Annotated in this window: 28 protein-coding genes; 12 read left to right on the top strand and 16 right to left on the bottom strand. The window is 56.7% G+C overall.

The genetic code is table 11. The features are described 5' to 3' along the window. Positions 1-153 precede the first annotated feature (153 nt). From ACR3EH_RS12625 to lpxK, 4 genes are read left to right on the top strand one after another with little or no spacing between them, the layout of a single operon-like run. Positions 154-1,500: a TldD/PmbA family protein gene (locus tag ACR3EH_RS12625; RefSeq protein WP_171188615.1), complete on the top strand. Its 1,347-nt coding sequence runs from the start codon at positions 154-156 to the stop codon at positions 1,498-1,500. Further along, a complete protein-coding gene (locus ACR3EH_RS12620; protein ID WP_171676616.1) occupies positions 1,487-2,287 on the top strand; it encodes an inositol monophosphatase family protein in 801 nt (266 codons plus the stop codon). The genes ACR3EH_RS12625 and ACR3EH_RS12620 overlap by 14 nt, the downstream gene beginning before the upstream one ends. Beyond that, the gene (locus tag ACR3EH_RS12615; RefSeq protein WP_171676614.1) at positions 2,284-3,522 is read left to right on the top strand and encodes a 3-deoxy-D-manno-octulosonic acid transferase; all 1,239 of its coding nucleotides are present in this window, start codon (positions 2,284-2,286) and stop codon (positions 3,520-3,522) included. Before ACR3EH_RS12620 ends, ACR3EH_RS12615 begins: the two co-directional genes overlap by 4 nt. Further along, the gene (gene lpxK, locus ACR3EH_RS12610; RefSeq protein WP_171676612.1) at positions 3,509-4,510 is read left to right on the top strand and encodes a tetraacyldisaccharide 4'-kinase; all 1,002 of its coding nucleotides are present in this window, start codon (positions 3,509-3,511) and stop codon (positions 4,508-4,510) included. The genes ACR3EH_RS12615 and lpxK overlap by 14 nt, the downstream gene beginning before the upstream one ends. A gap of 36 nt (positions 4,511-4,546) precedes the next feature. Here the strand turns inward: lpxK and ACR3EH_RS12605 are convergent, their stop codons facing one another. Then, positions 4,547-5,209 (bottom strand): DsbA family protein, encoded by a 663-nt coding sequence (locus tag ACR3EH_RS12605; RefSeq protein WP_171095810.1) that lies wholly within the window; start codon positions 5,207-5,209, stop codon positions 4,547-4,549. A gap of 13 nt (positions 5,210-5,222) precedes the next feature. After that, positions 5,223-5,729, bottom strand: coding sequence for a DUF721 domain-containing protein (locus ACR3EH_RS12600; RefSeq protein ID WP_171188610.1), 507 nt, complete (start codon positions 5,727-5,729; stop codon positions 5,223-5,225). Positions 5,730-5,810: 81 nt separating this feature from the next. Here ACR3EH_RS12600 and mutY point away from each other — a divergent pair, with 81 nt between their 5' ends. Together mutY and ACR3EH_RS12590 are read left to right on the top strand one after the other, a co-directional pair. Then, positions 5,811-6,866 (top strand): A/G-specific adenine glycosylase, encoded by a 1,056-nt coding sequence (mutY, locus tag ACR3EH_RS12595; protein ID WP_171188608.1) that lies wholly within the window; start codon positions 5,811-5,813, stop codon positions 6,864-6,866. A gap of 62 nt (positions 6,867-6,928) precedes the next feature. Then, entirely contained in the window at positions 6,929-8,065 is a 1,137-nt protein-coding gene (locus ACR3EH_RS12590) for an alkane 1-monooxygenase (RefSeq protein ID WP_171095803.1), read from the top strand. A 79-nt stretch (positions 8,066-8,144) separates the two neighbouring features. Here the strand turns inward: ACR3EH_RS12590 and ACR3EH_RS12585 are convergent, their stop codons facing one another. The 4 genes from ACR3EH_RS12585 to ACR3EH_RS12570 form a co-directional block, all read right to left on the bottom strand. After that, a complete protein-coding gene (locus tag ACR3EH_RS12585; RefSeq protein ID WP_171095801.1) occupies positions 8,145-9,527 on the bottom strand; it encodes an adenylate/guanylate cyclase domain-containing protein in 1,383 nt (460 codons plus the stop codon). A 140-nt stretch (positions 9,528-9,667) separates the two neighbouring features. Continuing rightward, entirely contained in the window at positions 9,668-10,768 is a 1,101-nt protein-coding gene (locus tag ACR3EH_RS12580; protein ID WP_171188606.1) for a site-specific DNA-methyltransferase, read from the bottom strand. Positions 10,769-10,875: 107 nt separating this feature from the next. Continuing rightward, on the bottom strand, positions 10,876-11,493 hold the full coding sequence (locus ACR3EH_RS12575; protein ID WP_171676622.1) for a ribonuclease HII: 618 nt from the start codon (positions 11,491-11,493) through the stop codon (positions 10,876-10,878). 109 nt (positions 11,494-11,602) lie between these two features. Next, complete coding sequence (locus ACR3EH_RS12570; RefSeq protein ID WP_171676610.1) at positions 11,603-12,061, bottom strand: hypothetical protein; 459 nt, start codon at positions 12,059-12,061, stop codon at positions 11,603-11,605. Between the two features lie 176 nt (positions 12,062-12,237). Between ACR3EH_RS12570 and ACR3EH_RS12565 the strand changes: the two genes are divergently transcribed. The 3 genes from ACR3EH_RS12565 to ACR3EH_RS12555 all read left to right on the top strand — a co-directional run bounded on the left by ACR3EH_RS12565 (position 12,238) and on the right by ACR3EH_RS12555 (position 14,879). Beyond that, positions 12,238-12,525, top strand: coding sequence for a hypothetical protein (locus tag ACR3EH_RS12565; protein WP_171188601.1), 288 nt, complete (start codon positions 12,238-12,240; stop codon positions 12,523-12,525). After that, on the top strand, positions 12,497-13,198 hold the full coding sequence (locus tag ACR3EH_RS12560; protein ID WP_171095792.1) for a winged helix-turn-helix domain-containing protein: 702 nt from the start codon (positions 12,497-12,499) through the stop codon (positions 13,196-13,198). Before ACR3EH_RS12565 ends, ACR3EH_RS12560 begins: the two co-directional genes overlap by 29 nt. A 106-nt stretch (positions 13,199-13,304) precedes the next feature. Next, positions 13,305-14,879, top strand: a complete 1,575-nt coding sequence (locus ACR3EH_RS12555) for a DUF427 domain-containing protein (RefSeq protein ID WP_171648353.1) — start codon at positions 13,305-13,307, stop codon at positions 14,877-14,879. An 89-nt stretch (positions 14,880-14,968) separates the two neighbouring features. On the opposite strand, the gene ACR3EH_RS12550 is transcribed toward ACR3EH_RS12555, so the two are convergent. From ACR3EH_RS12550 to ACR3EH_RS12525, 6 genes are all read right to left on the bottom strand, one after another. Then, positions 14,969-15,763: a DUF1217 domain-containing protein gene (locus ACR3EH_RS12550; RefSeq protein ID WP_171188598.1), complete on the bottom strand. Its 795-nt coding sequence runs from the start codon at positions 15,761-15,763 to the stop codon at positions 14,969-14,971. Further along, the gene (flbT, locus tag ACR3EH_RS12545; RefSeq protein WP_171676608.1) at positions 15,760-16,161 is read right to left on the bottom strand and encodes a flagellar biosynthesis repressor FlbT; all 402 of its coding nucleotides are present in this window, start codon (positions 16,159-16,161) and stop codon (positions 15,760-15,762) included. Before flbT ends, ACR3EH_RS12550 begins: the two co-directional genes overlap by 4 nt. Then, positions 16,161-16,535 carry a flagellar biosynthesis regulator FlaF gene (flaF, locus tag ACR3EH_RS12540; protein WP_171188594.1) on the bottom strand — a complete coding sequence of 125 codons (375 nt, stop codon included), beginning with the start codon at positions 16,533-16,535 and terminating at the stop codon, positions 16,161-16,163. The genes flbT and flaF overlap by 1 nt, the downstream gene beginning before the upstream one ends. 77 nt (positions 16,536-16,612) lie before the next feature. After that, entirely contained in the window at positions 16,613-17,824 is a 1,212-nt protein-coding gene (locus ACR3EH_RS12535; protein WP_171188593.1) for a flagellin, read from the bottom strand. Positions 17,825-18,033: 209 nt separating this feature from the next. Continuing rightward, complete coding sequence (locus ACR3EH_RS12530; RefSeq protein WP_171188591.1) at positions 18,034-18,393, bottom strand: flagellar export chaperone FlgN; 360 nt, start codon at positions 18,391-18,393, stop codon at positions 18,034-18,036. Then, positions 18,383-18,658 (bottom strand): rod-binding protein, encoded by a 276-nt coding sequence (locus ACR3EH_RS12525; RefSeq protein ID WP_171188589.1) that lies wholly within the window; start codon positions 18,656-18,658, stop codon positions 18,383-18,385. The genes ACR3EH_RS12530 and ACR3EH_RS12525 overlap by 11 nt, the downstream gene beginning before the upstream one ends. A gap of 111 nt (positions 18,659-18,769) precedes the next feature. On the opposite strand from ACR3EH_RS12525, the gene ACR3EH_RS12520 reads away from it, so the two are divergent. Genes ACR3EH_RS12520 through ACR3EH_RS12510 form a run of 3 tightly spaced genes read left to right on the top strand, consistent with a single transcriptional unit; the run spans position 18,770 to position 21,579 of the window. Further along, on the top strand, positions 18,770-19,993 hold the full coding sequence (locus ACR3EH_RS12520; protein WP_171188587.1) for a flagellar hook-length control protein FliK: 1,224 nt from the start codon (positions 18,770-18,772) through the stop codon (positions 19,991-19,993). Positions 19,994-19,996: 3 nt separating this feature from the next. Continuing rightward, a complete protein-coding gene (locus ACR3EH_RS12515; RefSeq protein ID WP_171188585.1) occupies positions 19,997-20,659 on the top strand; it encodes a flagellar hook capping FlgD N-terminal domain-containing protein in 663 nt (220 codons plus the stop codon). 50 nt (positions 20,660-20,709) lie between these two features. Then, positions 20,710-21,579, top strand: coding sequence for a phosphotransferase family protein (locus tag ACR3EH_RS12510; protein ID WP_371732092.1), 870 nt, complete (start codon positions 20,710-20,712; stop codon positions 21,577-21,579). Between the two features lie 9 nt (positions 21,580-21,588). On the opposite strand, the gene ACR3EH_RS12505 is transcribed toward ACR3EH_RS12510, so the two are convergent. Genes ACR3EH_RS12505 through ACR3EH_RS12490 form a run of 4 tightly spaced genes read right to left on the bottom strand, consistent with a single transcriptional unit; the run spans position 21,589 to position 25,719 of the window. Then, complete coding sequence (locus ACR3EH_RS12505) at positions 21,589-22,890, bottom strand: NAD(P)/FAD-dependent oxidoreductase (RefSeq protein ID WP_171188583.1); 1,302 nt, start codon at positions 22,888-22,890, stop codon at positions 21,589-21,591. Next, on the bottom strand, positions 22,887-23,705 hold the full coding sequence (locus ACR3EH_RS12500; RefSeq protein ID WP_171095769.1) for an ABC transporter permease: 819 nt from the start codon (positions 23,703-23,705) through the stop codon (positions 22,887-22,889). Before ACR3EH_RS12500 ends, ACR3EH_RS12505 begins: the two co-directional genes overlap by 4 nt. Next, a complete protein-coding gene (locus tag ACR3EH_RS12495) occupies positions 23,702-24,592 on the bottom strand; it encodes an ABC transporter permease subunit (protein ID WP_171676606.1) in 891 nt (296 codons plus the stop codon). The genes ACR3EH_RS12500 and ACR3EH_RS12495 overlap by 4 nt, the downstream gene beginning before the upstream one ends. Continuing rightward, a complete protein-coding gene (locus ACR3EH_RS12490; RefSeq protein ID WP_171095765.1) occupies positions 24,592-25,719 on the bottom strand; it encodes an ABC transporter ATP-binding protein in 1,128 nt (375 codons plus the stop codon). The genes ACR3EH_RS12495 and ACR3EH_RS12490 overlap by 1 nt, the downstream gene beginning before the upstream one ends. Between the last annotated feature and the right edge of the window lie 65 nt (positions 25,720-25,784).

Raw genomic sequence — 25,784 nt, 5'->3', positions numbered from 1 at the left:
GGGCTGCATACCTTGCAGCCCTTTCTTACGTTTTCCACCCAAAATCACTGTAACCGGGTGGGTTCTTCAAAATCCTCATCACACAATCCGGTCACGGGTCTTGCGACACGGGCGGTCCAAGGCTAGGTCGTTGGACATAAATCCGGAGGCCACATGACCCGCACACCAGAAGAAATCAGCCAGCAATTGCTTGATGTGGCCCGCAAGGCAGGCGCGGAGGCAGCAGATGCCATCGTGCTTGACGGCTCCTCGGTCGCGGTTGAGGTGCGCAGCGGCGCACTGGAACATGCGGAACGCTCGGAAGGCACAGATCTGGGGCTGCGGGTTTTTCTGGGTAAACGGTCTGCCATCGTATCCAGTTCCGACAGCCGCCCGGAAACCCTGCACGCAATGGCTGAACGCGCTGTGGCCATGGCCAAAGAAGCCCCTGAAGATCCCTTTTCCGGGCTGGCAGAAAGTGACCAGTTGGTAAGTGACTGGGATGTGCAATCGCTTGAGATGCTGGACCCAACCCCCGCCCCATCCGCCGAAACCCTGATGCAGGATGCTCTGACAGCCGAAGCCGCAGCAATGGCTGTGCCGGGTGTCACTCAGGTCTCAGATGCGGCGGCAAGCTATGGAACCCACCGCGTGCATCTGGCAGCCACAAATGGGTTTGCCGGCGGATACGAACGCAGCAGCCGGTCTGTGTCTTGCGTTGCGATTTCGGGCGAAGGCACCGGGATGGAACGGGATTACGACGGCGACAGTCGGACGTTTCAGTCCGATCTGCGCAGCGCCGACGAAATCGGGCGCACGGCAGGCGAACGCGCCGTACAACAGGTTGGCGCACGCAAGCCCGAAACCGGCAGTTTCCCAGTGTTGTTTGATGAACGCATCTCGTCGTCTCTTATCGGCCATATGCTGGCCGCCAGTAATGGCGCGGCTATTGCGCGGGGTGCGTCCTGGCTGAAGGATTGTCTGGGTCAAGAGGTTCTGCCCGCGCACCTGTCCATCATCGAAGACCCCCATCGCCCGCGGATCTCGGGCTCGCGCCCTTTTGATGCCGAGGGCTTGCCGACACAGCGTCGAGCGATTGTAGAAAACGGTGTCCTCACCGGCTGGACGCTGGACCTGTCCAGCGCCCGCAAGCTGGACATGGTGTCGACAGGTAACGCCGCGCGCGGCGTGTCCGGCCCGCCGTCGCCCAGCAACTGGAACCTCAGCCTGACGCAAGGCGACCAAACCCGCGCTGATCTGTTGCGGGATATGGGCACCGGCTTGCTGGTCACATCCATGATCGGATCGACGATCAACCCCAACACCGGTGACTATTCCCGTGGGGCCTCTGGGTTCTGGGTGGAAAACGGCGAAATCACGCATCCGGTCAATGAATGCACCATCGCAGGTAACCTGCGCGACATGCTGCGCCGGATTGTTCCGGCCAATGACGCCCGCCCATATCTGTCGCGCGTGGTTCCGTCGTTGCTGATCGAAGGAATGACACTTGCCGGCAACTGACCTGTCCCTGCTGATTGACGCAGCGCTTGAGGCCGGCAAGATCGCCACACGGTATTCCGGGACGCAGGCGCAGCGCTGGGATAAACCCGATGGCGCCGGTCCGGTGACCGAGGCCGATCTGGCGGTCAATGCGATGCTCGAGGAGCGGCTGCGCGCCGCTCGGCCAGGGTATGGTTGGTTGAGCGAAGAATCTGAGGATACGGCAGAACGGCTGGAGTGCCGCAGTGCCTTCATCATCGATCCGATTGACGGCACCCGCAGCTTTGCCGAAGGCGCACGCACTTGGGCGCATTCCATTGCCGTCGCCGATGAAGGTCGGGTGACGGCTGCTGTGGTTTACCTTCCGATGCGGGATCTGCTGTATGCCGCCGCCCAAGGAAAGGGCGCTACGCTGAATGGTGAGACGATCACCACCTCGGCCATTGCAGACTTGCAGCGCTCGGAAATTCTGGCTGCCAAACCAAATCTCGATACGCGGCATTGGCGCGATGGGCATGTGCCCCATTTCGAACGCGCCTATCGACCGTCGCTGGCCTATCGCATGGCTCTGGTCGCGCAGGGACGGTTCGATGCGATGCTGACCCTGCGCCCCAGCTGGGAATGGGATATCGCCGCCGGTGATCTGATCATCCGCGAGGCAGGCGGTATCTGTTCCGATCGGGCGGGGCAGCCCTTGGTGTTCAACAATGCCCACCCCAGGCTGAACGGTGTTATCGCTGCGAATGCGACGCTTCACGAAGAGCTGTCAAAACGGCTGGATCCAACCGGACCCGGGATCGGAGCATGAGCAAACCGCGATCTTTAAGCCTTGCGGCCTACCGGGTTCTGTCATGGGGAATGCGCAACAGCGTCGGGCAACATACCAACCTGCCACGTCCCGAAGGCGAGCTTCTCTGGGTCCATGTGGCCACTCCGGGTCGTTTGCGCGCGGTGAACGATTTTTGCCACCGGATGCTGCAAGTTCGATCCGATCTGAACTTCGTCCTGACAACACCTCCTGACACAGATTTGGACAGCTGGCCGCAACATGATTTCCTGCTGGTCAACCTGTCTCAGGACCAAAGCGGTGCTGTGCGCGGCTTCCTGGACCACTGGCGTCCGTCTATGGGGCTTTGGGTGGGCGGTGATCTGATGCCGAACATTCTGACCCGAGCCGATGAACACAACATCCCACTGGTTCTGTTCGATGCTCAGTTCAGCGTTACCTTAGCCCGAAGCGCACGCTGGTTGCCGGATATCACGCGGGCGACGTTTGACTGTTTTCAACACGTCATGACTGCATCGCCAGAAACAGCGCGCCAGATCCGCCGACTGGGCATTCCATCCGCCAAAGTCCATGAATCGCCTCCCCTGCGCATCAGCCCCAACCCCAGGCCATGGCCCGAGGACGAGCTGATTGAAACCAATCACACCCTTGCCGGGCGACCCGTCTGGCTGGCGGCCTGGGTTCAGGACAAAGAATTTATCTCAGTTCTGACCGCACACCGGCAGGCCCTTCGCATGCTGCACCGGCTTGTCCTTGTGTTGCACGTGGCTGATGAACTAGAGGTCGGGCCGCTGAAACGGCGGCTTGAAACTATGGACCTGCGCTGCGTCAATTGGGACGCCGGAGAAGAGATTGAAGATACCACGCAGGTAATACTGACATCGGACCCAGAAAACCTGGGCCTGTGGTGTCGCGTGTCCACCGTCACTTTTATGGCCAGTTCGCTGGAGCGTGGCGCGGGCGGTCGTGATCCCTCTGAGTCGATTGCATTGGGATCTGCTATTATTTACGGGCCGTTTGTTCATCGCCACGACGCTTTGTATTCTCAGCTGCGGCAGGCTGGTGCTGCCAAACAGGTCAAGACAGCAACCGAACTGGGGGATGCTCTGATCGAACTTCTGGCACCGGATCTTGCGGCAGGCATGGCATTGGCGGGATGGCAGATGATAACCGAAGGCGCACCACAAGCAGATGCCCTGATCGAAATGGTGCAGGATATTCTGGATCAGCGGAGTGCGGAACATGCGGGCACCTGATTTTTGGAACACCGCGCCGGATCATCTGGACTTCAGGGCGCGTCTGCTGGCACCGTTCGGTCATCTTTATGCCGCTGCCACGGCCCGCAGGGTCGCTTCAAAGGTCGGTGAACAGCCGGGCGTGCCGGTGATCTGTATCGGCAACCTCAATGCCGGTGGGACTGGCAAGACACCTACGGTGATCTGGACCCTCGAACAGCTTAGAAATGCATGGCACGAGCCACATGTCGTCACGCGTGGGCATGGGGGGTCGCTGGAAGGCCCGGTGCTGGTCGATCCTGCCAAACACACCGCCTCCGAGGTCGGAGATGAGCCGCTGTTGCTGGCAATGTTTGGTGAGGTTTGGGTCGCCAAGGACCGGGCTGCTGGTGCTCGGGCGGCTGCGGCTGCGGGCGCGACGGTGATCGTGCTGGACGATGGGTTTCAAAACCCTTCGGTCACCAAAGATTTTTCCATCATCGTTGTCGATGCTCAACGCGGATTTGGAAATGGGCTTTGCTTGCCCGCCGGTCCTTTACGCGAACCTGTGAACGTTGGCTTGCAACGCGCCGATCTGGTGCTGTCACTAGGCGATAAGGCCGCGCAGAAGGCGTTTTCTTCGCAATGGAGCACCCATCTAACCGTTCCGCATGTCGCCGGAGACATTGAACCTTTGCAGACCGGCATGGATTGGACAGGGACCCGCGCACTGGCCTTTGCAGGTATCGGCTATCCCGAAAAATTCTTTCAGACCCTGCGCCGTCTGGGTGTCGAGCTGGTGCGGGCCGAAGCATTGGACGATCACCAGCCCCTGACCCAGGCCCTGATGACCCGGCTGGAAAACGAAGCACGTATGTTAGGGGCTCAGATGATTACGACCGAAAAAGACGCTGTGCGCCTGCCCCGTGCTTTCCGTAGCAAAGTGATCACGCTGCCGGTCCGGCTGCAGATACCGCAAGGCGAAAAGGTGAAAGAAATGCTGCTAACCGTAGCCCCGTCACCTAAGTAGGTTCGGCCGACCCCATTGGGGTCGACCGGAAGAAGATCAGCTGCCAAGCTCGGCTTCGATCAGCTTCTTGAAATCCGCGTAGGATTGATTGTCGACCTTCTTGCCGTTCACAATGAAGGACGGGGTCGACTGAATGCCGTCGCGCTCAGCGTTTTCCTGATACCATGCAGCAAGCGTACGCGCTTTGGTGCCGTCTTGCAGGCACGCTTCAAGCTGGTCGCCGTCGATCCCGGCCAAACGACCGATCTTGCGCAGCTCGTCAACGATCTCAGCCGGACCGCCCGCGCGTGTCCACTCGGACTGCTTCTCGTAGATCACGTCGGTGAGGCCAAAAAACTTCTCCGGTCCCGCGCAACGCGCAACCATCGACGCCCACAAACCGTAACGGTCAAAATACACCTCACGATAGGTGAATTTTACCTTTCCGGTATCGATAAAGTCTTTCTTAAGCTGCTTATACGCGCCCTGATGAAAATTCGCACAATGCGGGCAGGTGTAAGAGGCATATTCGATGATCTCGACCGGTGCGTCTTCGGCACCCTGCACCATTTCGATGATGGTCGAGGTATCAATATCCGCCTCCTGCGCCTCGGCAGTGCCCACCAACAGGTTGGACGAATTGGAATTTGACAGCGACAGCCAATAGCCGCCAGCGGCGACGGCGACGGCCGCACAGATTACGGTTGCAATACGGCTCATTCTCAGCCCTTTCTCAGCGTTTCTGTTTGGATAAAACGTTGCATGCAAGACGTTCAAGAGCCGCGCGCAAATCTTCATCATTCACGTCGCGTGACACTTTATCTGCTTCGGCGGCAACGTCAGGTGCAATCTGGGGTTTTGCCTGCTTCGGCTTGTGGTCGAAACTGGCTTGCCCCTCGGCAAATCCGGTCGGGGCGGTCTGGGTGATGCGGATGCGGCTGATGGCGTTGTATCCGTAAACCGCATTGACCTTACCGCGCAGTTGTTCCTTCTGCATTTCCAGCATCGGTGCCTGCGGGCCGGTGGTCAGCACGGTCAGGGTCGCACCAAAGCCGCCCTTACCATAGCCCACATTGACCGGGCGCGCGATGGCAGCGGTGTCCTGACCTACAATCTCGGCCCAATGGGTCAACAACCGCGACACAGCAAAGCCCCGGCTTTCACCGGCGCGCCGGATCTGATCATTCAGCAAAGACGCGGTGCGTTTGAACCCGCGGGTCGAGGAACGTCTGCGTTGCATCTGGTTTCCCACTCCTACACCGCTATTGTAATAGGCAGACCATCGGGTGCCAGCGAAACCCGACAAGGAGATGAATAAAACTTGCGTGATTCCCCTGAATTCACCGTCAGCGCCGCGCTTTTGGAGTGGTATGACCGCCACGCGCGCGACATGCCATGGCGCGTCAGCCCCGCGGATCGGGCCGTAGGGGTGCGCCCTGACCCCTATCGGGTCTGGCTATCCGAAGTGATGTTGCAGCAGACCACCGTGGCGGCCGTGCGCGATTACTTCCTGCGTTTCACTACCCGCTGGCCAACGGTTCAGGCGCTGGCCGCTGCGCCGGATGAACAGGTGATGGGGGAATGGGCTGGGCTTGGGTATTATGCCCGTGCCCGTAACCTGCTGAAATGCGCCCGTGCTGTGGCCCAAGACCACGATGGCCAGTTTCCTGACACCTATGATGCATTGCTGAAACTGCCCGGCATCGGCCCGTATACCGCCGCTGCGATCTCGGCCATTGCATTTGATCAGCCCGAAACAGTGCTGGACGGCAATGTCGAACGGGTCATGGCCCGGTTTTATGACATTCACGACCCTTTGCCAGGGTCCAAATCTTTGCTGAAAGAAAAGGCCGAGACCCTGACGCCGACCACGCGACCCGGGGATTATGCTCAGGCTGTTATGGATTTGGGGGCCACGATCTGCACGCCGAAATCTCCGGCCTGCGGCATATGTCCGTTGCGTGACCCCTGTCAGGCCCGCATCGCAGGAACCCAGGCCGACCTTCCCCGAAAAACGCCGAAAAGGCCCAAACCCACCCGTTATGGCCACGTCTATATTGCGCGTAAGGCAGACGGGGCCATGGTTTTGGAGCGTCGGCCGGATAAGGGCCTTCTGGGCGGAATGCTGGGCTGGCCCGGATCAGAGTGGAACGATGCGCCAGCCGAAAGCGCCCCGTTCCCGGCAGATTGGGCGATCCTGCCGGCTGAAGTTCGCCATACCTTCACGCATTTCCATTTGATACTCAGGGTTTGGTCCGCCGATATCGAAGATGACAACGTCCCCGAGCACCTGACAGTGTTGGACAAGCATAGTTTCAAGCCCAGCGATCTGCCCACGGTGATGCGCAAAGCCTATGATCTGTGGAGACAACAATAAGACCGCTGTGCAATCCATTGGGTCGCGGCTAGGTTATGTTCGAAAAAGTCGGAGCAGAGAAGATGATCGCAACAGGCACACTGTCCCGCTGGCAGTCCGCATCCCCTTTCTGGGTGTCTCTGCTATTGATCCCGCTAATCTGGTTCACCGCAATTGCCGGAGGCTGGTGGGTCCTGTTGATCCCTCTTTCGACTTGGTGGGCGTTTGCGGTTCTGGACCGGATCACCGGCCTGAACGAGCAGAATGCGGATCCGGAGACATCTGATGATGTGTTGCACTGGTACATCCTACTGACAAAGCTTTGGGTGCCGCTTCAATTCCTGACGCTCTTTGGCCTGATCTGGTATGCAACCCACACCAACCATCTGTCGACGCCCGCAAAAATCGGTCTGTTTTTCGGTATGGGCGTCCTGTCCGGTACAATCGGGATCAACTACAGCCACGAGCTTATGCACCAGAAAAGTAGGGGCGAACGATGGCTGGGTGACATCCTTTTGGCCATGGTGCTGTATTCTCATTTCCGGTCCGAACATCTGCTGGTCCATCACCGTTACGTGGGCACACCGCGCGATCCGGTGACGGCGCGGTACAACGAAGGGTTCCACCGCTTTTATCCCCGCGTTCTGTGGCAATGCTTTTTGTCAGCCTTCAACGCCGAACGCGACAAGCTGGCCCGTAAAGACCGGCCATGGACGGATCGCTCCAACCCGTTTTGGCGATACTGGGCCCTGCAAGGCGCGATGCTGGCGCTGGCTGCGCTGATCGGAGGGTGGGCTGGTTTGGCCCTGTTTCTGCTGCAAGCCGGAGTTGCGATCTGGCAGCTTGAGCTGGTCAACTACGTCGAACACTACGGCCTAACTCGTAAATACCTGGGCGACGGTCGGTACGAACACGTCTTGCCGCGTCATTCCTGGAATGCGGCGCATAAAGCGTCAAATTGGTTGCTGATCAATCTGCAGCGCCATTCCGACCATCACTACAAACCCAACCGTCGGTTTCCCCTGTTGCAACATCACAGACCAGACTCAGCCCCACAATTGCCGTATGGCTATCCGGTGATGACCGTTGCGGCGATGATCCCTCCGCTTTGGCGGCGGGTGATGAACCCGCGTGTTCGGGAATGGAGACGTCACTACTATCCCGAAATTACGGATTGGCACCCTTATAACAAGGCTATGAACCAGATGCCCAAAGCGTGACCGCAGCGCGCGTCTGCGCGCTGTCTGGCCCAACTGTCAGCACGGCATCTTCGATGCTGTTCTGATGGGCGGGAGGGTTTCAGTTCTTCATCACCCAGATATTCATCGGAGCCTCTACCCCGCGGACAGATTGATCGCGATGTGCAGTGAAACCTTCCATCGCATCTGGCACAGTGGGATTTTCTTCGGCTACCCGTTCCCGCACAGCATCGCTGACAACTATGTTTGCCTGAAACTCGCGCGTCAGCGCTTCCAGCTTGGCCGCCACATTAACCGCATCACCGATCACTGCGAACTCCAGCCGGTTGGCGCCGATGTCCCCCAAAACGACCGAGCCATAGTGCACCCCAATACCAACTTGGATTTCGGATTCTCCCGCACGCCGACGATCCAGATTCCAGCGGTCGATCACCTTCACCATCGCGCGCGCGCAGCCCAGCGCATTGCTTGCATCCAAGGGCGTCGGCACCGGCGTGCCAAAGGTCGCCATCAGCCCGTCACCCAGATACTTGTCCAGGGTTCCGTGGTGCCGGAACACCTCGGTCTCCATTCGGGCGTGGAAGCCCCGCAGCACCTCGATGACCTCATAAGGATCACGGCCAGCGGCGTATTTTGTGAAACCCACGATGTCGATGAACAAGACCGCCACATTCTCTTTACGGACCTGTTTCAGCGGTTCGTCATTCTGGCTGAGTTCATCCACCACGTTGGGTGAGAAATATCGCGACAGATTGGCCCGTTCCCGTTCCAAACCGGCGTTGCTCATCAGCAGCTGGTTCAGTCGCCGCATCGAGATACCCAATGTCACTGCAACCATGACAAAAACGATGACCTGCTGGATACGCTGCGGGGCCATGAAGCTGTTGGGGTCCAACAATTCGGCAACGTCCGGATAGCCCTGCAATGCCGTTGCAACCTTTTCGCTGATCCCCGGAATGGGTGTCGCCACCCACCAGGCAATGATCCAGCCCGCCGTCCACATCATCGCGGTCCAGGAGCCGATGGCAATCACCGTGCGCCAAGAATAGGCCAGAGTCCCAGCAGCGAGAATGATGAAGAAATATTGGAAGTTATCGAACCGATATTGCATCGCCAGCGGCCGGACATCATCGCTGAACGGGTTAGGTACGATCATTCCAAGCGTCATGATCAGCAGATCGACGAAGATCAAAAACAGCTCGGCACGGGATTGCCCAACGCGACCGGCCCGACGGATCAGCCAACCGTTCGCGCAGATCAAAAGCAGGATGAAGTGATACCAAAGCACCTCCCACTGCGGGTTCAGGAAAATCAGAAGAACGCCAGTCAGCGCCATCGCCACCCAACGGGCACGCACGGCCAGTTCCAACCCTTCGCGCTTATGCCGTTCTAACGCGGCCTCGGTATATTTGTTATCCAGATCGTATGTATCAGGCTGTGTAAAAAACAGGCTGCGGCGGGGCTGCGCGGTCGTCTCGGTCATGGCCGTGATCTTTCTTGCAGTGTCAGGGTCATTGTCATGCAATCACTGTTGATGCCAAAACAAAAGACCCCGCCGTAGGATCGGCGGGGCAAGGCTTAGTGCCTAGTGTCAGGCCACAGGCACCGGCGGTGTTCTTGAAATCAGTTCATCTCGGCCCGGATCTGCTGACGCAGAACGTCGATGGGTACGGTTTTTCCATCACGCTTGAAGCACCAGTATGTCCAGCCGTTGCAGGAAGGGGCGTTTTCCAGATGCGCGCCAACCTGATGGATCGAGCCTTTGACGTTTTGACCGACCAGCGTGCCATCGGCGCGCACTTTGGCCTTGTGGCGCTGGTTCATGGAATACAGCTCTTCGCCGGGTCTCAGCATCCCACGTTCGACCAGTTGGCCAAAGGGTACGCGCGGTTCGGCACGTTTGCTGGCGCTGACTTCCAGCGCCTCGCGGTCGAACTTGCGCACCTTGGCGATGCGTTTCTCGGCCACTTTGCGATAGCTTTCCTCGCGCTCGATACCGATGAACTCGCGACCTAGCATTTTGGCGACTGCACCGGTTGTACCTGTGCCAAAGAACGGATCCAAAATCACATCGCCCGGATTGGTCGAGCCAATCAATACGCGGTGCAACAAGGACTCTGGCTTTTGTGTTGGATGCGCTTTGTCGCCGTTTTCATCCTTCAGACGCTCATGCCCGGTGCAGATCGGCAGCACCCAGTCACTGCGCATTTGCACGCCTTCGTTCAGCGCTTTCAAAGCTTCATAGTTGAAGGTGTATTTTGCACCTTCGCGCTTGCTGGCCCAGATCATCGTCTCATGCGCGTTGGTAAAGCGTTTACCCCGGAAATTCGGCATCGGGTTCGACTTGCGCCATACAACGTCGTTCAAAATCCAGTACCCCGCGTCCTGCAGGGCCGAACCCACACGGAAAATGTTGTGATAAGACCCAATAACCCAGATCGCGCCGTTGGGCTTCAGCAGTCGGTGCGCCGCCTTCAGCCATTCGCGGGTGAACTGGTCATAAGCCCCAAAGCTGGAAAACTGATCCCAGTGATCATCAACCGCATCCACCTGAGAGTTATCCGGGCGGTGCAACTGGCCTTTCAACTGCAGATTATAGGGCGGATCCGCAAAAATCAGGTCAACCGACGCCTCGGGCAGACTGTTCATCACTTCGATGCAGTCCCCGGATAGAATCGTGTTTAAAGGGAGCGCTTTTGCGCCCTTTTTGGTGGTCGTTGTCATATCACTGCCTCAAGTATCCACGGCGCTTTTGCGCTCATTTGGTTGAGACAAGGATGAGTCAAAGACGATTCGCCGTCAATTTCTTTTTTGAATCAGCAGCTTACGATTTACTCTTGATACAAGATATTGTGCACCGGCTTGAACGAACGTCTATGGTGTGGGGTCACGCCAAGATTTTGCAGCGCTTCTTTGTGTTGTTTTGACGGATAACCGGCGTTGGTTTCCCATCCATAACCCGGATGCTGTTGCGCCAAATCCACCATCACCTGATCGCGCCAGTTTTTTGCAAGGATCGAAGCAGCTGCAATCGACACCGAACGGGCATCGCCCTTTACAACAGCCTGCGACGGGATCTTCATACCACGCGGAATCATATTTCCGTCGATCAGCAGGAAATCGGGGGCCGGTGTCAGTGCCTCGACCGCGCGCAGCATCGCCAGATGCGAGGCCCGCAAGATGTTGATCTCATCAATCTCGGCAACCGTGGCCTCTGCGACAGCAAACTTGGCGCTGGCGCGAATCTCTGCGTCCAGTGCAGCCCGACGTTTTGCAGTTAGCTTCTTAGAGTCATTCAACCCCTCGGGAATATCCTCTGCGTTCAGAATCACGGCGGCGGCAACAACCGGTCCGGCCAAAGGGCCGCGCCCGACTTCATCCACTCCGGCGATACGGATATGGCCCCGCTCCAGCAGCGCTTGCTCAAGTTCGAAATCTGGCTTTGTCATGCCATCGGAAAACCGCGTTTCACGCAGCACCGCAAGTAAAAAGAGAGGGCAGCCCACACTGCCCTCTCCAACGCGGCACTTCTTTGGCACCGCTCCTGCTCAACCGATGTTACTGGTAAACGACGCGGTATCCCTTCTGGCGCAGGCACGCAGGTTCGTATGCCCGCTTGACCTTTTTGCCATTCCAGAAACCAACCTTGCACTCTTGGGGCAGGCTATTGGCATGTTTGTAGTGTTTCTTGAGGCACTTCGGACCAAGCAACAAATGGTCCTGTGAATAGCTGTTATACGTACGCAAGCAGCGCTGGGGCAGATCGTACCGGGCTACGCGCGGCGGCAATGGGCGCACCGGCTGGGGCTTGTAAGGTTTCGGAGTATACGTTTGATGGCGTGCCGCCCGGTTCTTATCCTTTTCCTTGTTATAGTAGTGAACTCCGGCCCCGATGATCGCAATAGCCGCCAGACCACCCAGAATGTCCTTTGCATCCGCTGCCCGCGCCTGAGAGGCCGAGACGCCGGTAATGGCAACCGCGGTCGCAATGATCAAAGCGATGAATTTCTTATGCATGAGGCGTGTCCTTCTGATTGTTTGAGCGACCGTGTGACAGACCGCGTCCTGATTGCCCTGACACTGGGGGCAGCCGTTCCTGCCAAGCAATAACGGCCCGGTGTTATCGGATATCAGATCCCGCAAACCCCTTAGGTTATTGAATATCGCGGCAACTCATGCGCAGGATGCGGCCTATGAAACAGCTCCGCTCTTCTCTGACCTTTGTGGCCCTGATATCGCTTGGCTCTGCTGCGTCTGCAGCGGATTGCTATGCGGATTACAAGGCGAAAAAGGACAACCCTCTGCGTTTGCATTACGGGGTTATTCAAGTCTCGAACTGCGATAAGGGTCAGGCCCGAGCAGAAATCGCCCAGCGCCTGAGCGCGTCAGGCTGGACCCTGCTTGAGGTTCAGTCCGTTTTTGGACCAGAAGGGTTGGATCAGAGGAAGGGCAATGCCGGACAATTCTATCTCCGTTTCTGATGCGCGCCGGTCGGGCGTCCGGCTGGTTGTGCTGGGCATCGCTGCCATCGTTCTTATTCTGATTACGGCCGCCATTTTTCTGTTCTGGACCTTGCCAGATGCAAATGCGTTTAACGCGCGTGTCGAGCGTTTGTTTGTCGAGGCTGACCTGACCTCGCAAACAGAAATCCGGTTACTTGAGATCTTGGCCCAATCGGGCACAGCCTTTGCCGACACCTTGTCCAGTTACCGGATGGTCATCTACGTATTGCTGGTTTTCGCCAGCGCGATGATGATCTCGGCACTGGTCTTTCTGGTGATGCTGGTTCTGATGAATCGACGCATGGCACAGATCGAACGCACCGGCATTCAGGTGACATCCCTGCTGATCAGCCGTGAGGAAAACACCGTTTACCTCAACAATATGGATTTCAAACTGACGCCCGCCGCCATGGAAACCCTGTCCGTTCTGGCGGAATCACGGCTGGATGACGAGGTTCTGTCCGGTGCCCAGATCGAAGGAATGATTTCCGGTCGCGACGCTGCCGACTGCGACGAAGCCGCAGGCGCAACGCGGATCAAACGGCTGCGCGACGCGCTTGGAAATCAAATGGTCAGCGAACTTCTGGTCAAGAATATCGCCAAGAAAGGCTATATGCTGTCCATAGAAAAAGACGTCATTCAGATGGTTTGATCACGTGGCAGCCCACGCTCGCATTCGGTAAAATCCCATTTCAGCCTCTTGGAAAGTGCGATGGGAACGCCCATTCTGTATATACCAAAGGCAAGGGAGGTCGCTTATGAACGTCCACGCCGCACCAAAGATGACCGGTTACGGAATCTCTGTCGAGCCTCTGAGCGGCAGGATTGCGATTTACCGCGATGACGTCCTTTTGGCTGAAAGCACAAATGCCAAGGTTATGTATGAAACGCGCTTGCCGCCCACGGTTTACGTGCCGCGTTCGGACGTATGTGTAGATTTGAGCGCAGAAACCGAACTGCAAACCTTCTGCCCGTTCAAGGGCACCGCCACCTATCACGACATCAGCCTGCCAGGTGAAACGCTGGCCAATTCCGTCTGGGCCTACGAAGACACTTTGCCGGAAAGCAAAGCAATACAAGGCTGCATCGGTTTTACAGCTGGCGCGTATACACGGATAGATTTAGGCGACAACCGCCTGCGTGAAGTTGATGATGGCAACATCAGCGGGCCTCTGATTGATTGGCTGATGCGCGGTGCGTCGACAGCGACGACACCAGAGAGCTTTACCGAAGCACTAGCTGAAAAAATGCTGGAGCACGGTATCGCGATCCAGCGTCTGAGTATTTTGGCATGGTCCCTACACCCCTTGATCGTGGGCAAGCATTATATCTGGGAAAAAGGCGAAGGAGAGATTCTGACCCGAGCACCCACCTACGAAATCTATGATCATCCGGCCTTTATCAACAGCCCACTGCGCCATGTTTCGAACGGTCTTGGCGGCGTGCGGCAACGGCTGAACGATGACAACCCGCATAACAGCTTCCCGATCATGGAGGATTTACGGGCCAAAGGCGCGACCGATTATGTCGCCATGCCGCTGCCATTTTCCGATGGGCGGACAAATGTTCTGACGCTGACCTGTGATCATCCGGATGGATTTACCACGGAAAACCTGGGCCTGGTGTTCGAGTGTTCTGCGGTGATCGCTCGGTTCTACGAAGTTTTCATGCAACGTGAAAACGCGCAGGTTTTGCTGGAAACATATGTCGGCAAACGCACAGGCGCCCGCGTTTTGGGCGGAGAGATCCGGCGCGGCGATGGGGATGAAATCGACGCGGCGATCATGTTCTGCGATCTCCGCAACTCGACTAGCCTTGAAGAGAAACTGGGCCGAGCCGCTTACATCAATGTGCTGAATGCGTTCTTTGAAACGGTGTCGGGCATCGTGCACGACAACGGAGGAGAAGTTCTGAAGTTCATCGGCGACGCTGTTTTGGCCGTCTTTCCAGTTTCGGAAGAGGACGCCACGACCGCTCGGGTGAATGCACAACGTTCGGCAATTCAAATCGTGGAAACGTTGGGTGAACTGCGAAAAGACGGCTCTGATGCACATTGCGACTGTTCAATCGGCGTGGCTTACGGGCGCGTGACTTATGGCAACGTGGGGTCGCGCGAGCGCCTGGATTTCACGGTTATCGGTCAAGCCGCAAATATAGCCGCGCGTTTGGGTGAATTTGGCAAAACAAAAGGGCATCGGATTGTTGTGTCCGAAGACATTGAACCAGCATGCTCCAACGCTTTGCCGCTGGGTGCGGTAGCGTTACACAATGTGTCTCAACCAGTCGTATCTTACGCCTTGCGCACTGCGGCGGATGCTATACTCGACGGCTAAGGCTGATACTTGTGCTCTGACAATTCATCTGGCGTCCGGTGATCCAGCCCAACATCAGACGCAATCCGACCTCAGGCGGAACGTTCCGTTCACACAGCCCCAAGCAGGATCAACGCAGTCTGTGCCGGTGAAATCGTGTTCTGAAGCTGTGCAATCTGGCTGCGGGCCAGATAGGTGTCGGTCAGTTCCGTGATAGCGTTCTGATCCGAGAACTGCGCCAGATCTTCCGATCCGGTCAATTGAAACAACCTGTCTTTGAATTCGACCAATTGCGCGTCAATGTCCAGCTGAGCAAAGGACGGAGGCAACCCAAGCGCTGTCTCCATCATGCTGCGCAAGGGCGGCAATCCCATCAGATCGAACCACTTAGTATCCGCGCTGGACGTGCTGTTTGCCAGGTCTGCGAGTTCCCGCTGAGCATAAAGCGCGATACGCATCGTCTCATCCGAAGCGCCTACGGCGATTTCGAACCGAGCAGACAAATTGGCCTGCGCAATTTCTTCCATATTTGTTCTAAGCGCCGTTTTCCTGGCAGCCCCCGGGCCGAACCCGAAAGCGTCTGAAAACTCGCGATACCGCTTGTCTGCAAGGCGATTTGACAAAGCGTCGTCAGCCTGCGTGCCATCTTCAAGGATCTTATGAACAAAAAACCTGTTATCCAAATCGCCTTCCAGTCCGAACGCACCCAAAGCGACCTGCAACAGCCTGCGATCCGATACCAGGTCTTCTGCTGATTGAACTTTGCCAATGTTTTCCATGAAATATTTCGTCTCTCGATCATTCGCCGCTGACGAGGAAAAGCTTTGAAACTGGCCTTCGTAAGTGCGTTGAAGAAATCGCCAGCCAACGATTCCTCCGGAAGGGACAACAGGCTGAAAGGTCATTGCTGATACGCCATCAAGCGCTCTTCTCTTGGCAGAAGCGAACGGAGGGATTTGAGGCATTTGTAATAGTGCTCGGCCACCGGCGCGTCGGTAGCCTCAGACAGAACGCGGCGGCTGTCTGCATCCGTAAAGACCTGACTCAACTCCTCTACACGGCGCAGCAGTTGCTGCCGGGCGTGTTCCGGTTCCATGTCACCGGACAAAACCAATTGTGCCGCATAACAAACGCGACGCACCGGCGTGTTGGCTTCGTCCGGATGGATCGCATCCTTTAAACGCAGGACATTGGCCTGCGGCGTCATGATTGAAAACCTGCTGCGGCGATCCCCGTTTTCGATAACCACGCCGTTGATCAGCACTCTTTCTTTCGGGGCAAGTTTCAGGACCAGTCCACTCATTAAGTTGCCCTCATCTGACGCAGGCCGCGCAAGACAGCCGTGTTGATTTCCAACAATGGTTCAACCGCTGCCCCATCTCCCAATACACGACTGCTGTGTTGTTCGGTAAACTCGGCAAGGTAGAATATGCGCGCCCGCAGATCGTTCGGCAACGCGTTTGCGGAATCCGCAACGCCTGTTGCCAGCACCCCCCAAAGCCGCCGATTCTCATGCACCGCCTGCGCAAACGCCGAGAAATCCGTCGCTTTGCGTGCTGTTGCAGCCTTGAGACGCCGCGTGATTCTGGAGATAGCTTCATATTCGGTATCGCGAGGCGTCCGCGTTGGCGTGGCGGTTTGCGCATAGCTGTGTTGAGCGAGGGTTTGCAGTGTCACTTGAAATCCTTCCAAAGGGTCGCCGTCAGGCGATCAGGGCCGGGGCACAAACATCGTGCCCCGGCCTGCTTTTTTGATTAGCGGAACAGCGACAGGATCGACTGCGGGGCCTGGTTGGCGATCGACAGCGACTGAGTTGCCAGCTGCTGCTGTACCTGAAGCGCCTGCAGACGAGCCGAGGTCTCTTCCATATCTGCATCGACAAGCGAGCCGATACCGGACTTGAACGAGTCAGACAGGTTCGAAATGAACTCTTTCTGGGTCTCAATTCGGCCTTGCGCCGAACCAAACGCGGCCGATGCGTCAATCGACGTGTCGATCAGCGACTCGACTGCAGCCAATGCAGCGGTCGCCCCCGCACCTGTCGACACATCAATACCGGCCAGAGCGCCAAGACCACCAGCACCCGCGTTCACGAACTGAGCAGAGAACGAGAGGTCAGAACCAGTGCCGTTGGTCACTGACAAGGTTCCGGCCGTACCAGAATCATAGTCGACCGTCAGGCCAGTAATTCCAAGTTCTTCAATCTTTGACTTCAGCCCCACTGCGACAAGGTCACCAGTGGTTGTCGCCGCAGCGTCCTCTGCGGACACAGTGTACGAGACAACCTGATCATTGATTGCGACGACAACCTTGTCCCCGGCGGCAAAGGCACCGCTAGATTCATCGGTCACCAACGCGGTCGCAGCGGTCGCACCGTTGTCAATGGTTGCGCCAACACGGTCATTGCCGGTCGACGCACCGGTTGACCCATCAAAGACCTGTTTTGTGGCGTAGCCGCCAGTGGACAGGTTCTGCCCGGATACCGAGATGGAAGATGCCGTAACTGCACCGGTATTGTCGCGATCCAACGACGCCAGAATCGAGGCTGAGCCTGCTGATCCATCAACCAGGTTCAGGCCGTTGAACTGGGCGGCGCTGACAACCGATGCGATCTGCTCTTTCAATGCTGTCACGTCATCGTTGATTTTACCCCGATCAACGTTGTCTTCCTGCGCGGCGACAATCTTGCTTTTCATCTGCGTCAACAGATCTGTGACGGTTTCAGACGCGTTCCGTGCAACGGCGACTGTCGATTCACCCAACGCCAAGCTGTCCTTGATGGCGTTGAAACCTTTGACATCCGATTCCATCACTTTCGAAATCGCCCAAACCGCCGAGTTATCCTTGGCCGTCGCGACGTCTTTGCCGGTCGAAATCGCGTTCTGGGTCATCGCCAGGTTCTTGTTCACAGACTTCAGCGTTTGCAGCGCAACCATCGCGCCATTGTTTGTCAGAATGCTGGACATAGCTTTCATCCTTTTCCGTTTGGGCCATTTTGCCCATGTTCACCCCACAAGACCTGCGGGCTTTGGTGTCTTTCTGACCTGTGCGACGCGCCACTTGGCCGTTCGCGCCACCTGCCGTTTCCAGGTGCAGCACCACTTTTGAACCAGACCCCCTAACGGAATGCTAAAACCTCAGAACCCATAATTTCGGATTTGAATCAAACTTCTGCCTATGCCCTCTTTTCCAACTTCACAGTGCTGCGAACTGCAAATTGACTGCGTTGACCGTCGGCGCCATAGGTGCTGAATTCCTGTCGAACACGCCGCAGTTCGGCCATACGGGTGGCAACCGCCCGAATGCCGTCGGCTGCACTGTTCAGCAACGCCTGATTCCGCTCGACCTTGCGCTGGACGCGAATCAACGCGTCACTGTCCTGCACTTGAAGATCGTTGATTGCACCGATCAGTTTCTCTTTTTCCGGCACCATATGGGCCAGACGATCGAGATCCCCTTGCACAAGAGCCGCGCGCTCAAGATCCAGAACTTCTTCCAGTGATTTGATCAGCGTCATGTCGGCTTCAAATGTCATCGGCTTTCTCCATCAGTGACTTGAGCAGGATTTCAGACAACCCTACGCCCCCGGACTGAGCCAGTTGTTGCGCCTGGTGCTGAACAAGAAGCGATCCAAACTGGTCTTCGCCGACCCCGCCGCCGAAACTCTGTCGTGTCTGCGCCAGCCCAGCTGATTTAAGCATTTCACTTAAAAAAGCCGCCTCCAACTCAATGGCTGCGTTTTTGAGGCGGGTGTGAGTCAAAGGTGCCGGACCCGTTGAGAGGCTCTTGGAAACCTGCATTGTTTTCTCCGAAATTTGCTTCGAACTTTCTTGATCAAAGGCGAAAGCAGTTAAAATAAACGTAACTTCCTACCGGCAGAGTGCAGAGCAATCACACGGAGCCGGAGCAAAATGCCCAACCCAGTTATGCTGCCCACGACGACGTCGACAGCCGTTGCCAAACCCGCCTCGACGCGCAATGAGGCTGGCCAGAACGGTGAAGTGACAAGCTTTGAAGACATTCTTGGGCAAGAAACGGGCGGCGATGAGCCGCCTGAACCCGAGCTGCTGGTTACTGCTCCTGAAATGCAAGACTCGGGAACTGAAACAGAATCAGCAGATCAAACAGAGCCCCAAGCTGCCCCGATTGCGGAACCGCAACTTGTTGCGACTCTGGCGGGCAACTCAACAAAACGTGCCGACAGGATGTTCATTCCTGAAGGAGATCAGCATCCAAGCACTCTGCTAAAGGCGGGCGTTCGGCGTATTTCTGGCAGTGAGCTGCCTGAGCAACCGCACATTTCTACGTCCCCGGGCCAGCATAACATCGCCGATCCTGTTGCACCCACAGCAGCGCGATCTGATGCAGGATTGGTTCACACTGCTGTGGCCCAACAGCGGATACCTGTGAAGGTAGCCGAGAATGGCCGACCTATCGAGCAAATGACCAAAGCAAACGGCAAATTAAGCGTGCCGGACATCGGTCCCAACTTTCAAAACACTGACCCTGTACAACCAACAGAAGTCACACCCGCAACGTCCAAACCAGCAATACCAGATCGCGCGCCACCCGTTGCACAGCTTCAACTGATGGCAACGCTTGCCGAAAATGAACAGAACACCCTTGTTCAGGAAGCTGAGCCAACAGTTTTCGCCAAGGACGAACCGCTCCAACTTGCTCCGAGAGAAACAACGCCGCAGCTTTCTGCGCCGTCTGCGTCAGCTCGCGCCGAGCTCGCCCGTGCAATCGCCGGGCAGTTGGCGGCGACCATTCAGACGCGTCCGGGGGCCGGGATAACTGAAATTGCATTGAACCCCGAAGAATTGGGGCGTGTTTCCATTGTTCTGAACGGGCGCGATGACGGGCTGCACATGACCATTGCCTTGGAACGCCCAGAAACCCTGGAGCTGATGCGACGTCACATTTCCTTACTTACGGAAGAGTTTCAGAAACTGGGATACGGTGCGTTGAGCTTTGATCTGGGTACAGCCTCCGACGCGGACACGGGCTGGGCTAACACCAACAAGACCGAGTCGGGATCCGTCTTTGAACCGATAAAAGGCGATTCGGATGTTCAAACCGACTCTCTACCACAAATTTTAGTCCCAAGCCGGGGCATCGATATGAGGTTTTGACACATGATCACCCCAGTGAATACGGCGCAGGCAGCAAGCTCTCAGCCGTCTGCAAACAACGCACAGACGTCCGCGATTACATCGGATTTCGAAACCTTTTTGATGATGCTCACAGCGCAAGCCCAGAATCAGGATCCGCTTGAGCCGATGGACTCGACACAATACGCGTCGCAACTGGCCCAGTTCTCGATGGTCGAGCAGCAAGTTCAGACCAATGATCATCTGTCATCGTTGGCAAGCACGCTGGGCAGTGTGAACCTTAGTGACCTTGCAAGCTGGGTCGGTATGGACGTCCGATCAACTTCCGCCTTTCACTTTGACGGACAGCCCAAGACCTTGTTTGCCCAGGCTGATCCACAAGCTGATACAGCCAAGCTGGTGATACGTGACGAAAACGGGACCGTGCTCGACAAAGTAACTGTACCCCCTGCTCAATCCGAATTTGTGTGGGCCGGCGTTACCTCTTCGGGAAATCCAATGAGCACCGGCAACTACACAGCGGCGCTGGAAAGCTTCAAAAATGGAGAGCTGCTGACCCAAACACCAGTCGAAGCCTACAACCGCGTCATAGAGGCTCAGGTTGGCGGTAATACAGTGCTTCTAACCCTTAGCGGCGGGGAAGTGATTTCAGCAAGCGACGTAAACGCCGTCCGAACTGGCGCTTGATCTAGGGCGCTGGAGCGTCCAAAGCTTGGCAAATTGACTCGCCAAAAGAAGTGACAAGACCCCTGCCTGAAACGCCTGCCCCTCCTCGCGATCTGGTTGACCACCTCTGCGCTCAGGGGTTGGTCAGCGCGCGCGCGCGATTTGAAACACTCTATGGCGGGCGCACCAATCGGGTATGGAAGGTTTTGGAAGACAGCGGCGACAAGGTATTGAAGCTGTACAACACGGCCCTTCGCAACCCCTTGTTTCGCAATGACCCAGAGTTAGAGGCGCAATGCCTCAAAACCCTCGGGCCAGAAGGGTTCGTACCAAGGTTGCGCGACTCAGGACGGTACAAAGATGCGCATTGGGTCTTCTATGACCATGCCCCTGGAACACCCTGGCAGGAAGGAGCCGACAAGGTTGGTGCGTTGCTGCGCAGGTTACACGACCTCACGCTTTCTTTTTCAGCCCCAGCCGGATGCAACGGCAGTGAGGACCTCAGGGCGCATGGGGTTCGTATTCTGCAGGGCTGCTCATCCGAGACGCGGCACAAATTGTTGGAACAGCAACCCATGGAAACGGTGGCGCCTGCGAAAAAGACGTGCCTGATTCATGGCGACCCGGTAGCTGGGAACATCCTGGTTGCAGGAACAAACCTGACACTGATCGACTGGCAATGCCCTGCCCTTGGTGATCCAACCGAGGATTTGGCACTGTTTCTTTCTCCGGCCATGCAACGCCTGTACCGAGGGGCCGCTTTGGCAAAGTTCGAAGAAGAGCAGTTTCTGAACGCCTACGGCGATCCGGAAATTGCGGACCGTTACCTGCGCTTAAAACCTTGGTATGCGTGGCGCATGGCCACCTATTGCCTGTGGCGCGCGGAAAACGGCGCGCCCGATTATGCCGAAGGACTGAAGCTGGAAGCAGCGGCCCTGTGACTTTCGCCTTTATCTAAGATCCGCAAGGCCCATCAGGGCATAGGCTGGCGGCATGAGCGCGCGACGCCAGCGCCCCAGTGGGAATTTTTCAGGCGTTTGGCACATAGCTGCAGGCAAACCGGCACTCTGCCCCAGGGCCAACCTGGCCAGCGCCCGTCCGCTGTAGGTTCCCATGGCAACGCCATTTCCGTGATAAGCAAAGCCGGCAAACATACCCGGTTGCCCCTGTACAGGTCCAACATAGGGCGTCAACGCACGCGACATACACACCAAGCCGGACCACATATGCGTGGCTTCGACCTTCGACCAGGCGGGAAACATCTTTTTGAAATCCTGCTGAACCTTTGCCCGGATTGATGCCTCTGAACGGGCAGAAGAGCGCAACCCACCCCTCATACCAAACAGAAATCGCCCGTCCGGCATCAAGCGGAAATAATGCAGAAGATTACGCGTATCATAGCACATCTGGGCCGAGGTCCAGCCCTGTTCCAATTGCTCGGTCTGGCTGAGCGGTCGCGTGACCATAACGGTCGATTGTGCTGGCAGGTAACGCCCTGACATCCAATCCGGGATATCTTCGCTGGAATACCCGTTGGTACAAACCAAAACAACTTGCGCATTGACCTGCCCTCCTGGGGTTCGCAATGCAAACCCCGAAGCGGTTTTATTGACACCCAAAACCGGGCTGTTCTGAAACAGATGTGCACCTTTGGTCTTGGCGGCGCGTGCGATCCCGAAAAGGTACTTCCGTGGGTTCAACCCAAATCCGACGGGCATCGTGTACCCCCCGTAAAATGCCCCCTCCATTCCCAGCGCGGGCAAGTCTTTGGCCTCGTGCACTATCCCGGTCTTGTCTGACTTTTGGCGCAACACATCCATCGCGTGTTTTGAATGCGCAAGTTGGGTTTCACCGTTCGAATGCGTGTCCGCATCAATGTGATACCGCGCCAGAAGATCGGCGACCAACTGCACGGCATCTGCTTCGGCTGTTTCATAGGCCAGCGCCTCGGCGCGACCATGCCGTCGTGCCATCGCGGCATCGTTCAGTTTTGAGCCACCCAAGCAGCAAAAGCCGCCATTGCGTCCGGACGCACCCCATCCCGGAGGGCCAGCTTCGAATACCGCAACCGAAGTGGTTTCAGCCAAATGCAAGGCCGCAGAAATCCCCGTAAAACCACCGCCGATCACGGCGACATCTACTTGCAGGTCTTCCTGAACCTCTGGCCAATCGGGGCCGGAAACCGTTTCATCCCACCAACACCCGTCGCGTGGTGCGTTGCTGTACGCGTAGTTCGGAAAAATCCGCTTCATTCGGTGCGCGCAGCGGCTAATTCGTCCTGCCGCTGACGAACCATTGCTCGTTTGGTTACAAGCGAGGCCGTGATGACCCCAACCGTCACCACAGCAATCATGATCGTGGACAGCGCGTTGATTTCCGGGCTTACACCAAGACGCACGGCCGAGAAAATTTTGATCGGCAAGGTCGTCGCAGACGGCCCTGATGTGAAAGACGCAATCACCAGATCATCCAGCGACAAGGTGAAGGCAAGCAACCAGCCCGAAATCACCGCCGGTGCGATGATCGGCAGTGTGACAAGGCGGAAAGCTTGCGCGGGTGAGCATCCGAGATCAAGCGCTGCTTCTTCCAATGACCGGTCAAATGTGATGAGACGCGAGGATACAACCACCGACACGAAACACATTGAGAAGGTGGTGTGCGCCAGAACGATGGTCAGAATTCCTCGATCCAGACCGATGCCGATAAACAGCAGCAACAACGAAAGGCCGGTGATCACTTCGGGCATCACCAGCGGCGCGTAGATCATGCCAGAAAACAGCGTCCGACCAAAAAAACGCCCGCTGCGGACCAGCACATATGCAGCAGCCGTTCCCAAAATGGTTGCCAGTGTTGACGAAAAAACCGCTACCCGGACTGTGACCCAGGCGGCATCCAAAAACGCCTCGTTCTGTAGAAGCTCTCCGTACCACTTGGTGGAAAACCCGGCCCAGACCGTAACCAGTTTGCTTTCGTTGAAGCTGAAAACGATCAGGATGATCATCGGGATGTAAAGGAACGCAAATCCCAGCGTCAGCGAAACAGTATTGAACCAGCTTAACCTGTTCATCCGTCACTCTCCGCCTGTTTCTGCTGGTTGCGCTGGAACAGCACGATGGGAACCACCAAGATCAGTAGCAAGATAATCGCCACTGCACTGGCCACCGGCCAGTCACGGTTCGAGAAGAACTCTTCCCACAACACCTTGCCAATCATCAGCGTGCCCGAACCGCCCAGAAGCGAGGGGATCACGAACTCACCGATCACCGGGATCATTACAAGGAAGCAACCTGCAATGATGCCGGGTTTGGACAGTGGAATGGTCACCAGCCAGAAGGCTTGCAAACGCGAACAGCCCAGATCTTCGGCCGCCTCAATCAGCGACCCATCCAAACGTTCCAACGCCGAATAGATCGGCAGAATCATGAAGGGCAGATAGGTGTAAACGATGCCAATATAGACAGCGGTCGAGGTATTCAGGATCGTCAGCGGCGTCGAAATGAGACCCGTCAACAGCAAGATTTGATTCAGATACCCTTCGTTCGAAAGGATACCCATCCACGCGTAAACTCGGATCAGGAATGAGGTCCAGAAGGGCAGGATCACCAGCATCATAAGCGTTGGCCGCCATTCCTGAGGCGCGCGGGCCATGCCATAGGCGATGGGATAGCCGACCAGCAATGTAAAGAAGGTCGAGATCAAAGCGATCTTGACGCTGGACAGGTAGGCTTTCCAATACAAATCATCCTCAGTCAGCCAGACATAGTTCTCAAAATCCAGTTCGCTGAAAAACTCTTTGATCCCCGCCCAACCGGCGGACAGGTCTAGCGTCGGAGTATAAGGCGGGATGGCAAGTGCGGTGTCTGACAGCGATATCTTCAGAACGATGAAGAATGGCACCAGAAACAGTGCCAGCAACCAGACATAAGGGATGGCGATTAGAACGGCGCGGCGCATCAGTTCGCCAGCAAAACCGCAGCCGTCGCTGTCCACGACAGCCAGACCGGGTCTTCCCAAGTGAACGAACGGCGCGAGATTCGGCGGGTGTTGGCCGTCTGCGCCTTGATGATTGTGCCGTTTGCCAATTCCACATGATAGGTGGACAGATTGCCCAGATAGGCAATGTCATGAACCTTGCCCTGAACAGCGTTGACCGCATCGGCTGGCCTCTCGGCTGAGATGGTCACCTTCTCGGGGCGGATAGCCAGATGACAGGACTGACCGTTTGAGAAGCCCGTTGATGATGACGCCGTTATAGGAGCCTGACCTTCGGCCCAATCAATCTGATAAGTATCCTCACCCGATGGGGCTGCACGGCCTTCGATAATATTCACATCCCCAATGAAATCAGCAACATAAACCGAGGCCGGGTTCTCGTAGATCCGGTCGGGCGTAGCAACCTGCATCAATTGTCCCTGATCCATCACCGCCACTCGGCTGGCGACTGTCATGGCCTCTTCCTGATCGTGGGTGACGATCACAAATGTGGTGCCGGTTTTCTCTTGAATATCCATCAATTCGAACTGCGTATCTTGGCGCAGTTTCTTGTCGAGCGCGCCCAGCGGTTCATCCAACAGCAGAAGTTTTGGAGCCTTCGCCAAAGAGCGCGCCAAAGCAACGCGCTGTCGTTGTCCACCTGAAATCTGATGCGGCTTACGGCGGGCAAACTGCTCCAATCGGGTCAGGCGCAGCATTTCTTCAACCCGTTCTTCAAGGTCGTGTTTCGGCATATTGTCCCGACGCAGACCAAACGCGATGTTTTCCCAGACGCTGAGATGCGGGAAAAGAGCATATGACTGGAACATCATGTTCACAGCGCGCTTGTTGGGTGGAATAGGGTCAATATCCTGACCGCCCAACAGGATATGACCTTCGGTTGGGGTTTCGAACCCGGCAAGCATCCGCATCATCGTTGTCTTGCCGCATCCCGACGGACCAAGCAGGGCAAAGAATTCACGCTCGAATATATCCAGTGACAGATTGTCGATCGCCGTGAACTCGCCGAAGCGCTTGGTCACGTTCTGAAACTGGATCAAGGGTTTCGCCTGTGGGTCATCCCACGGCGCAAAGACGTCAGAATTCAAGGCAGCCCCCGCATAGTCAGTTTGGACATTTTGTGTGCGGGGCCGTCATTCGACCGCCCCGCGCC

It is taken from the genome of Ruegeria sp. BG7 (assembly GCF_056535685.1).
The sequence above is the reverse complement of the archived record's forward strand: the minus strand, read 5'-3'. Positions and strand labels throughout refer to the sequence as shown.

Excerpts from the sequence above, each read along its gene's own strand:
- ACR3EH_RS12625 (WP_171188615.1), top strand. The coding sequence starts at position 154 with ATGACCCGCACACCAGAAGAAATCAGCCAGCAATTGCTTGATGTGGCC.
- ACR3EH_RS12615 (WP_171676614.1), top strand. The coding sequence starts at position 2,284 with ATGAGCAAACCGCGATCTTTAAGCCTTGCGGCCTACCGGGTTCTGTCA.
- lpxK (WP_171676612.1), top strand. The coding sequence starts at position 3,509 with ATGCGGGCACCTGATTTTTGGAACACCGCGCCGGATCATCTGGACTTC.
- ACR3EH_RS12605 (WP_171095810.1), bottom strand. The coding sequence starts at position 5,209 with ATGAGCCGTATTGCAACCGTAATCTGTGCGGCCGTCGCCGTCGCCGCT.
- ACR3EH_RS12600 (WP_171188610.1), bottom strand. The coding sequence starts at position 5,729 with ATGCAACGCAGACGTTCCTCGACCCGCGGGTTCAAACGCACCGCGTCT.
- ACR3EH_RS12590 (WP_171095803.1), top strand. The coding sequence starts at position 6,929 with ATGATCGCAACAGGCACACTGTCCCGCTGGCAGTCCGCATCCCCTTTC.
- ACR3EH_RS12585 (WP_171095801.1), bottom strand. The coding sequence starts at position 9,527 with ATGACCGAGACGACCGCGCAGCCCCGCCGCAGCCTGTTTTTTACACAG.
- ACR3EH_RS12580 (WP_171188606.1), bottom strand. The coding sequence starts at position 10,768 with ATGACAACGACCACCAAAAAGGGCGCAAAAGCGCTCCCTTTAAACACG.
- ACR3EH_RS12575 (WP_171676622.1), bottom strand. The coding sequence starts at position 11,493 with ATGACAAAGCCAGATTTCGAACTTGAGCAAGCGCTGCTGGAGCGGGGC.
- ACR3EH_RS12570 (WP_171676610.1), bottom strand. The coding sequence starts at position 12,061 with ATGCATAAGAAATTCATCGCTTTGATCATTGCGACCGCGGTTGCCATT.
- ACR3EH_RS12565 (WP_171188601.1), top strand. The coding sequence starts at position 12,238 with ATGAAACAGCTCCGCTCTTCTCTGACCTTTGTGGCCCTGATATCGCTT.
- ACR3EH_RS12560 (WP_171095792.1), top strand. The coding sequence starts at position 12,497 with ATGCCGGACAATTCTATCTCCGTTTCTGATGCGCGCCGGTCGGGCGTC.
- ACR3EH_RS12555 (WP_171648353.1), top strand. The coding sequence starts at position 13,305 with ATGAACGTCCACGCCGCACCAAAGATGACCGGTTACGGAATCTCTGTC.
- ACR3EH_RS12550 (WP_171188598.1), bottom strand. The coding sequence starts at position 15,763 with ATGACCTTTCAGCCTGTTGTCCCTTCCGGAGGAATCGTTGGCTGGCGA.
- flbT (WP_171676608.1), bottom strand. The coding sequence starts at position 16,161 with ATGAGTGGACTGGTCCTGAAACTTGCCCCGAAAGAAAGAGTGCTGATC.
- ACR3EH_RS12535 (WP_171188593.1), bottom strand. The coding sequence starts at position 17,824 with ATGTCCAGCATTCTGACAAACAATGGCGCGATGGTTGCGCTGCAAACG.
- ACR3EH_RS12530 (WP_171188591.1), bottom strand. The coding sequence starts at position 18,393 with ATGACATTTGAAGCCGACATGACGCTGATCAAATCACTGGAAGAAGTT.
- ACR3EH_RS12525 (WP_171188589.1), bottom strand. The coding sequence starts at position 18,658 with ATGCAGGTTTCCAAGAGCCTCTCAACGGGTCCGGCACCTTTGACTCAC.
- ACR3EH_RS12520 (WP_171188587.1), top strand. The coding sequence starts at position 18,770 with ATGCCCAACCCAGTTATGCTGCCCACGACGACGTCGACAGCCGTTGCC.
- ACR3EH_RS12515 (WP_171188585.1), top strand. The coding sequence starts at position 19,997 with ATGATCACCCCAGTGAATACGGCGCAGGCAGCAAGCTCTCAGCCGTCT.
- ACR3EH_RS12505 (WP_171188583.1), bottom strand. The coding sequence starts at position 22,890 with ATGAAGCGGATTTTTCCGAACTACGCGTACAGCAACGCACCACGCGAC.
- ACR3EH_RS12500 (WP_171095769.1), bottom strand. The coding sequence starts at position 23,705 with ATGAACAGGTTAAGCTGGTTCAATACTGTTTCGCTGACGCTGGGATTT.
- ACR3EH_RS12495 (WP_171676606.1), bottom strand. The coding sequence starts at position 24,592 with ATGCGCCGCGCCGTTCTAATCGCCATCCCTTATGTCTGGTTGCTGGCA.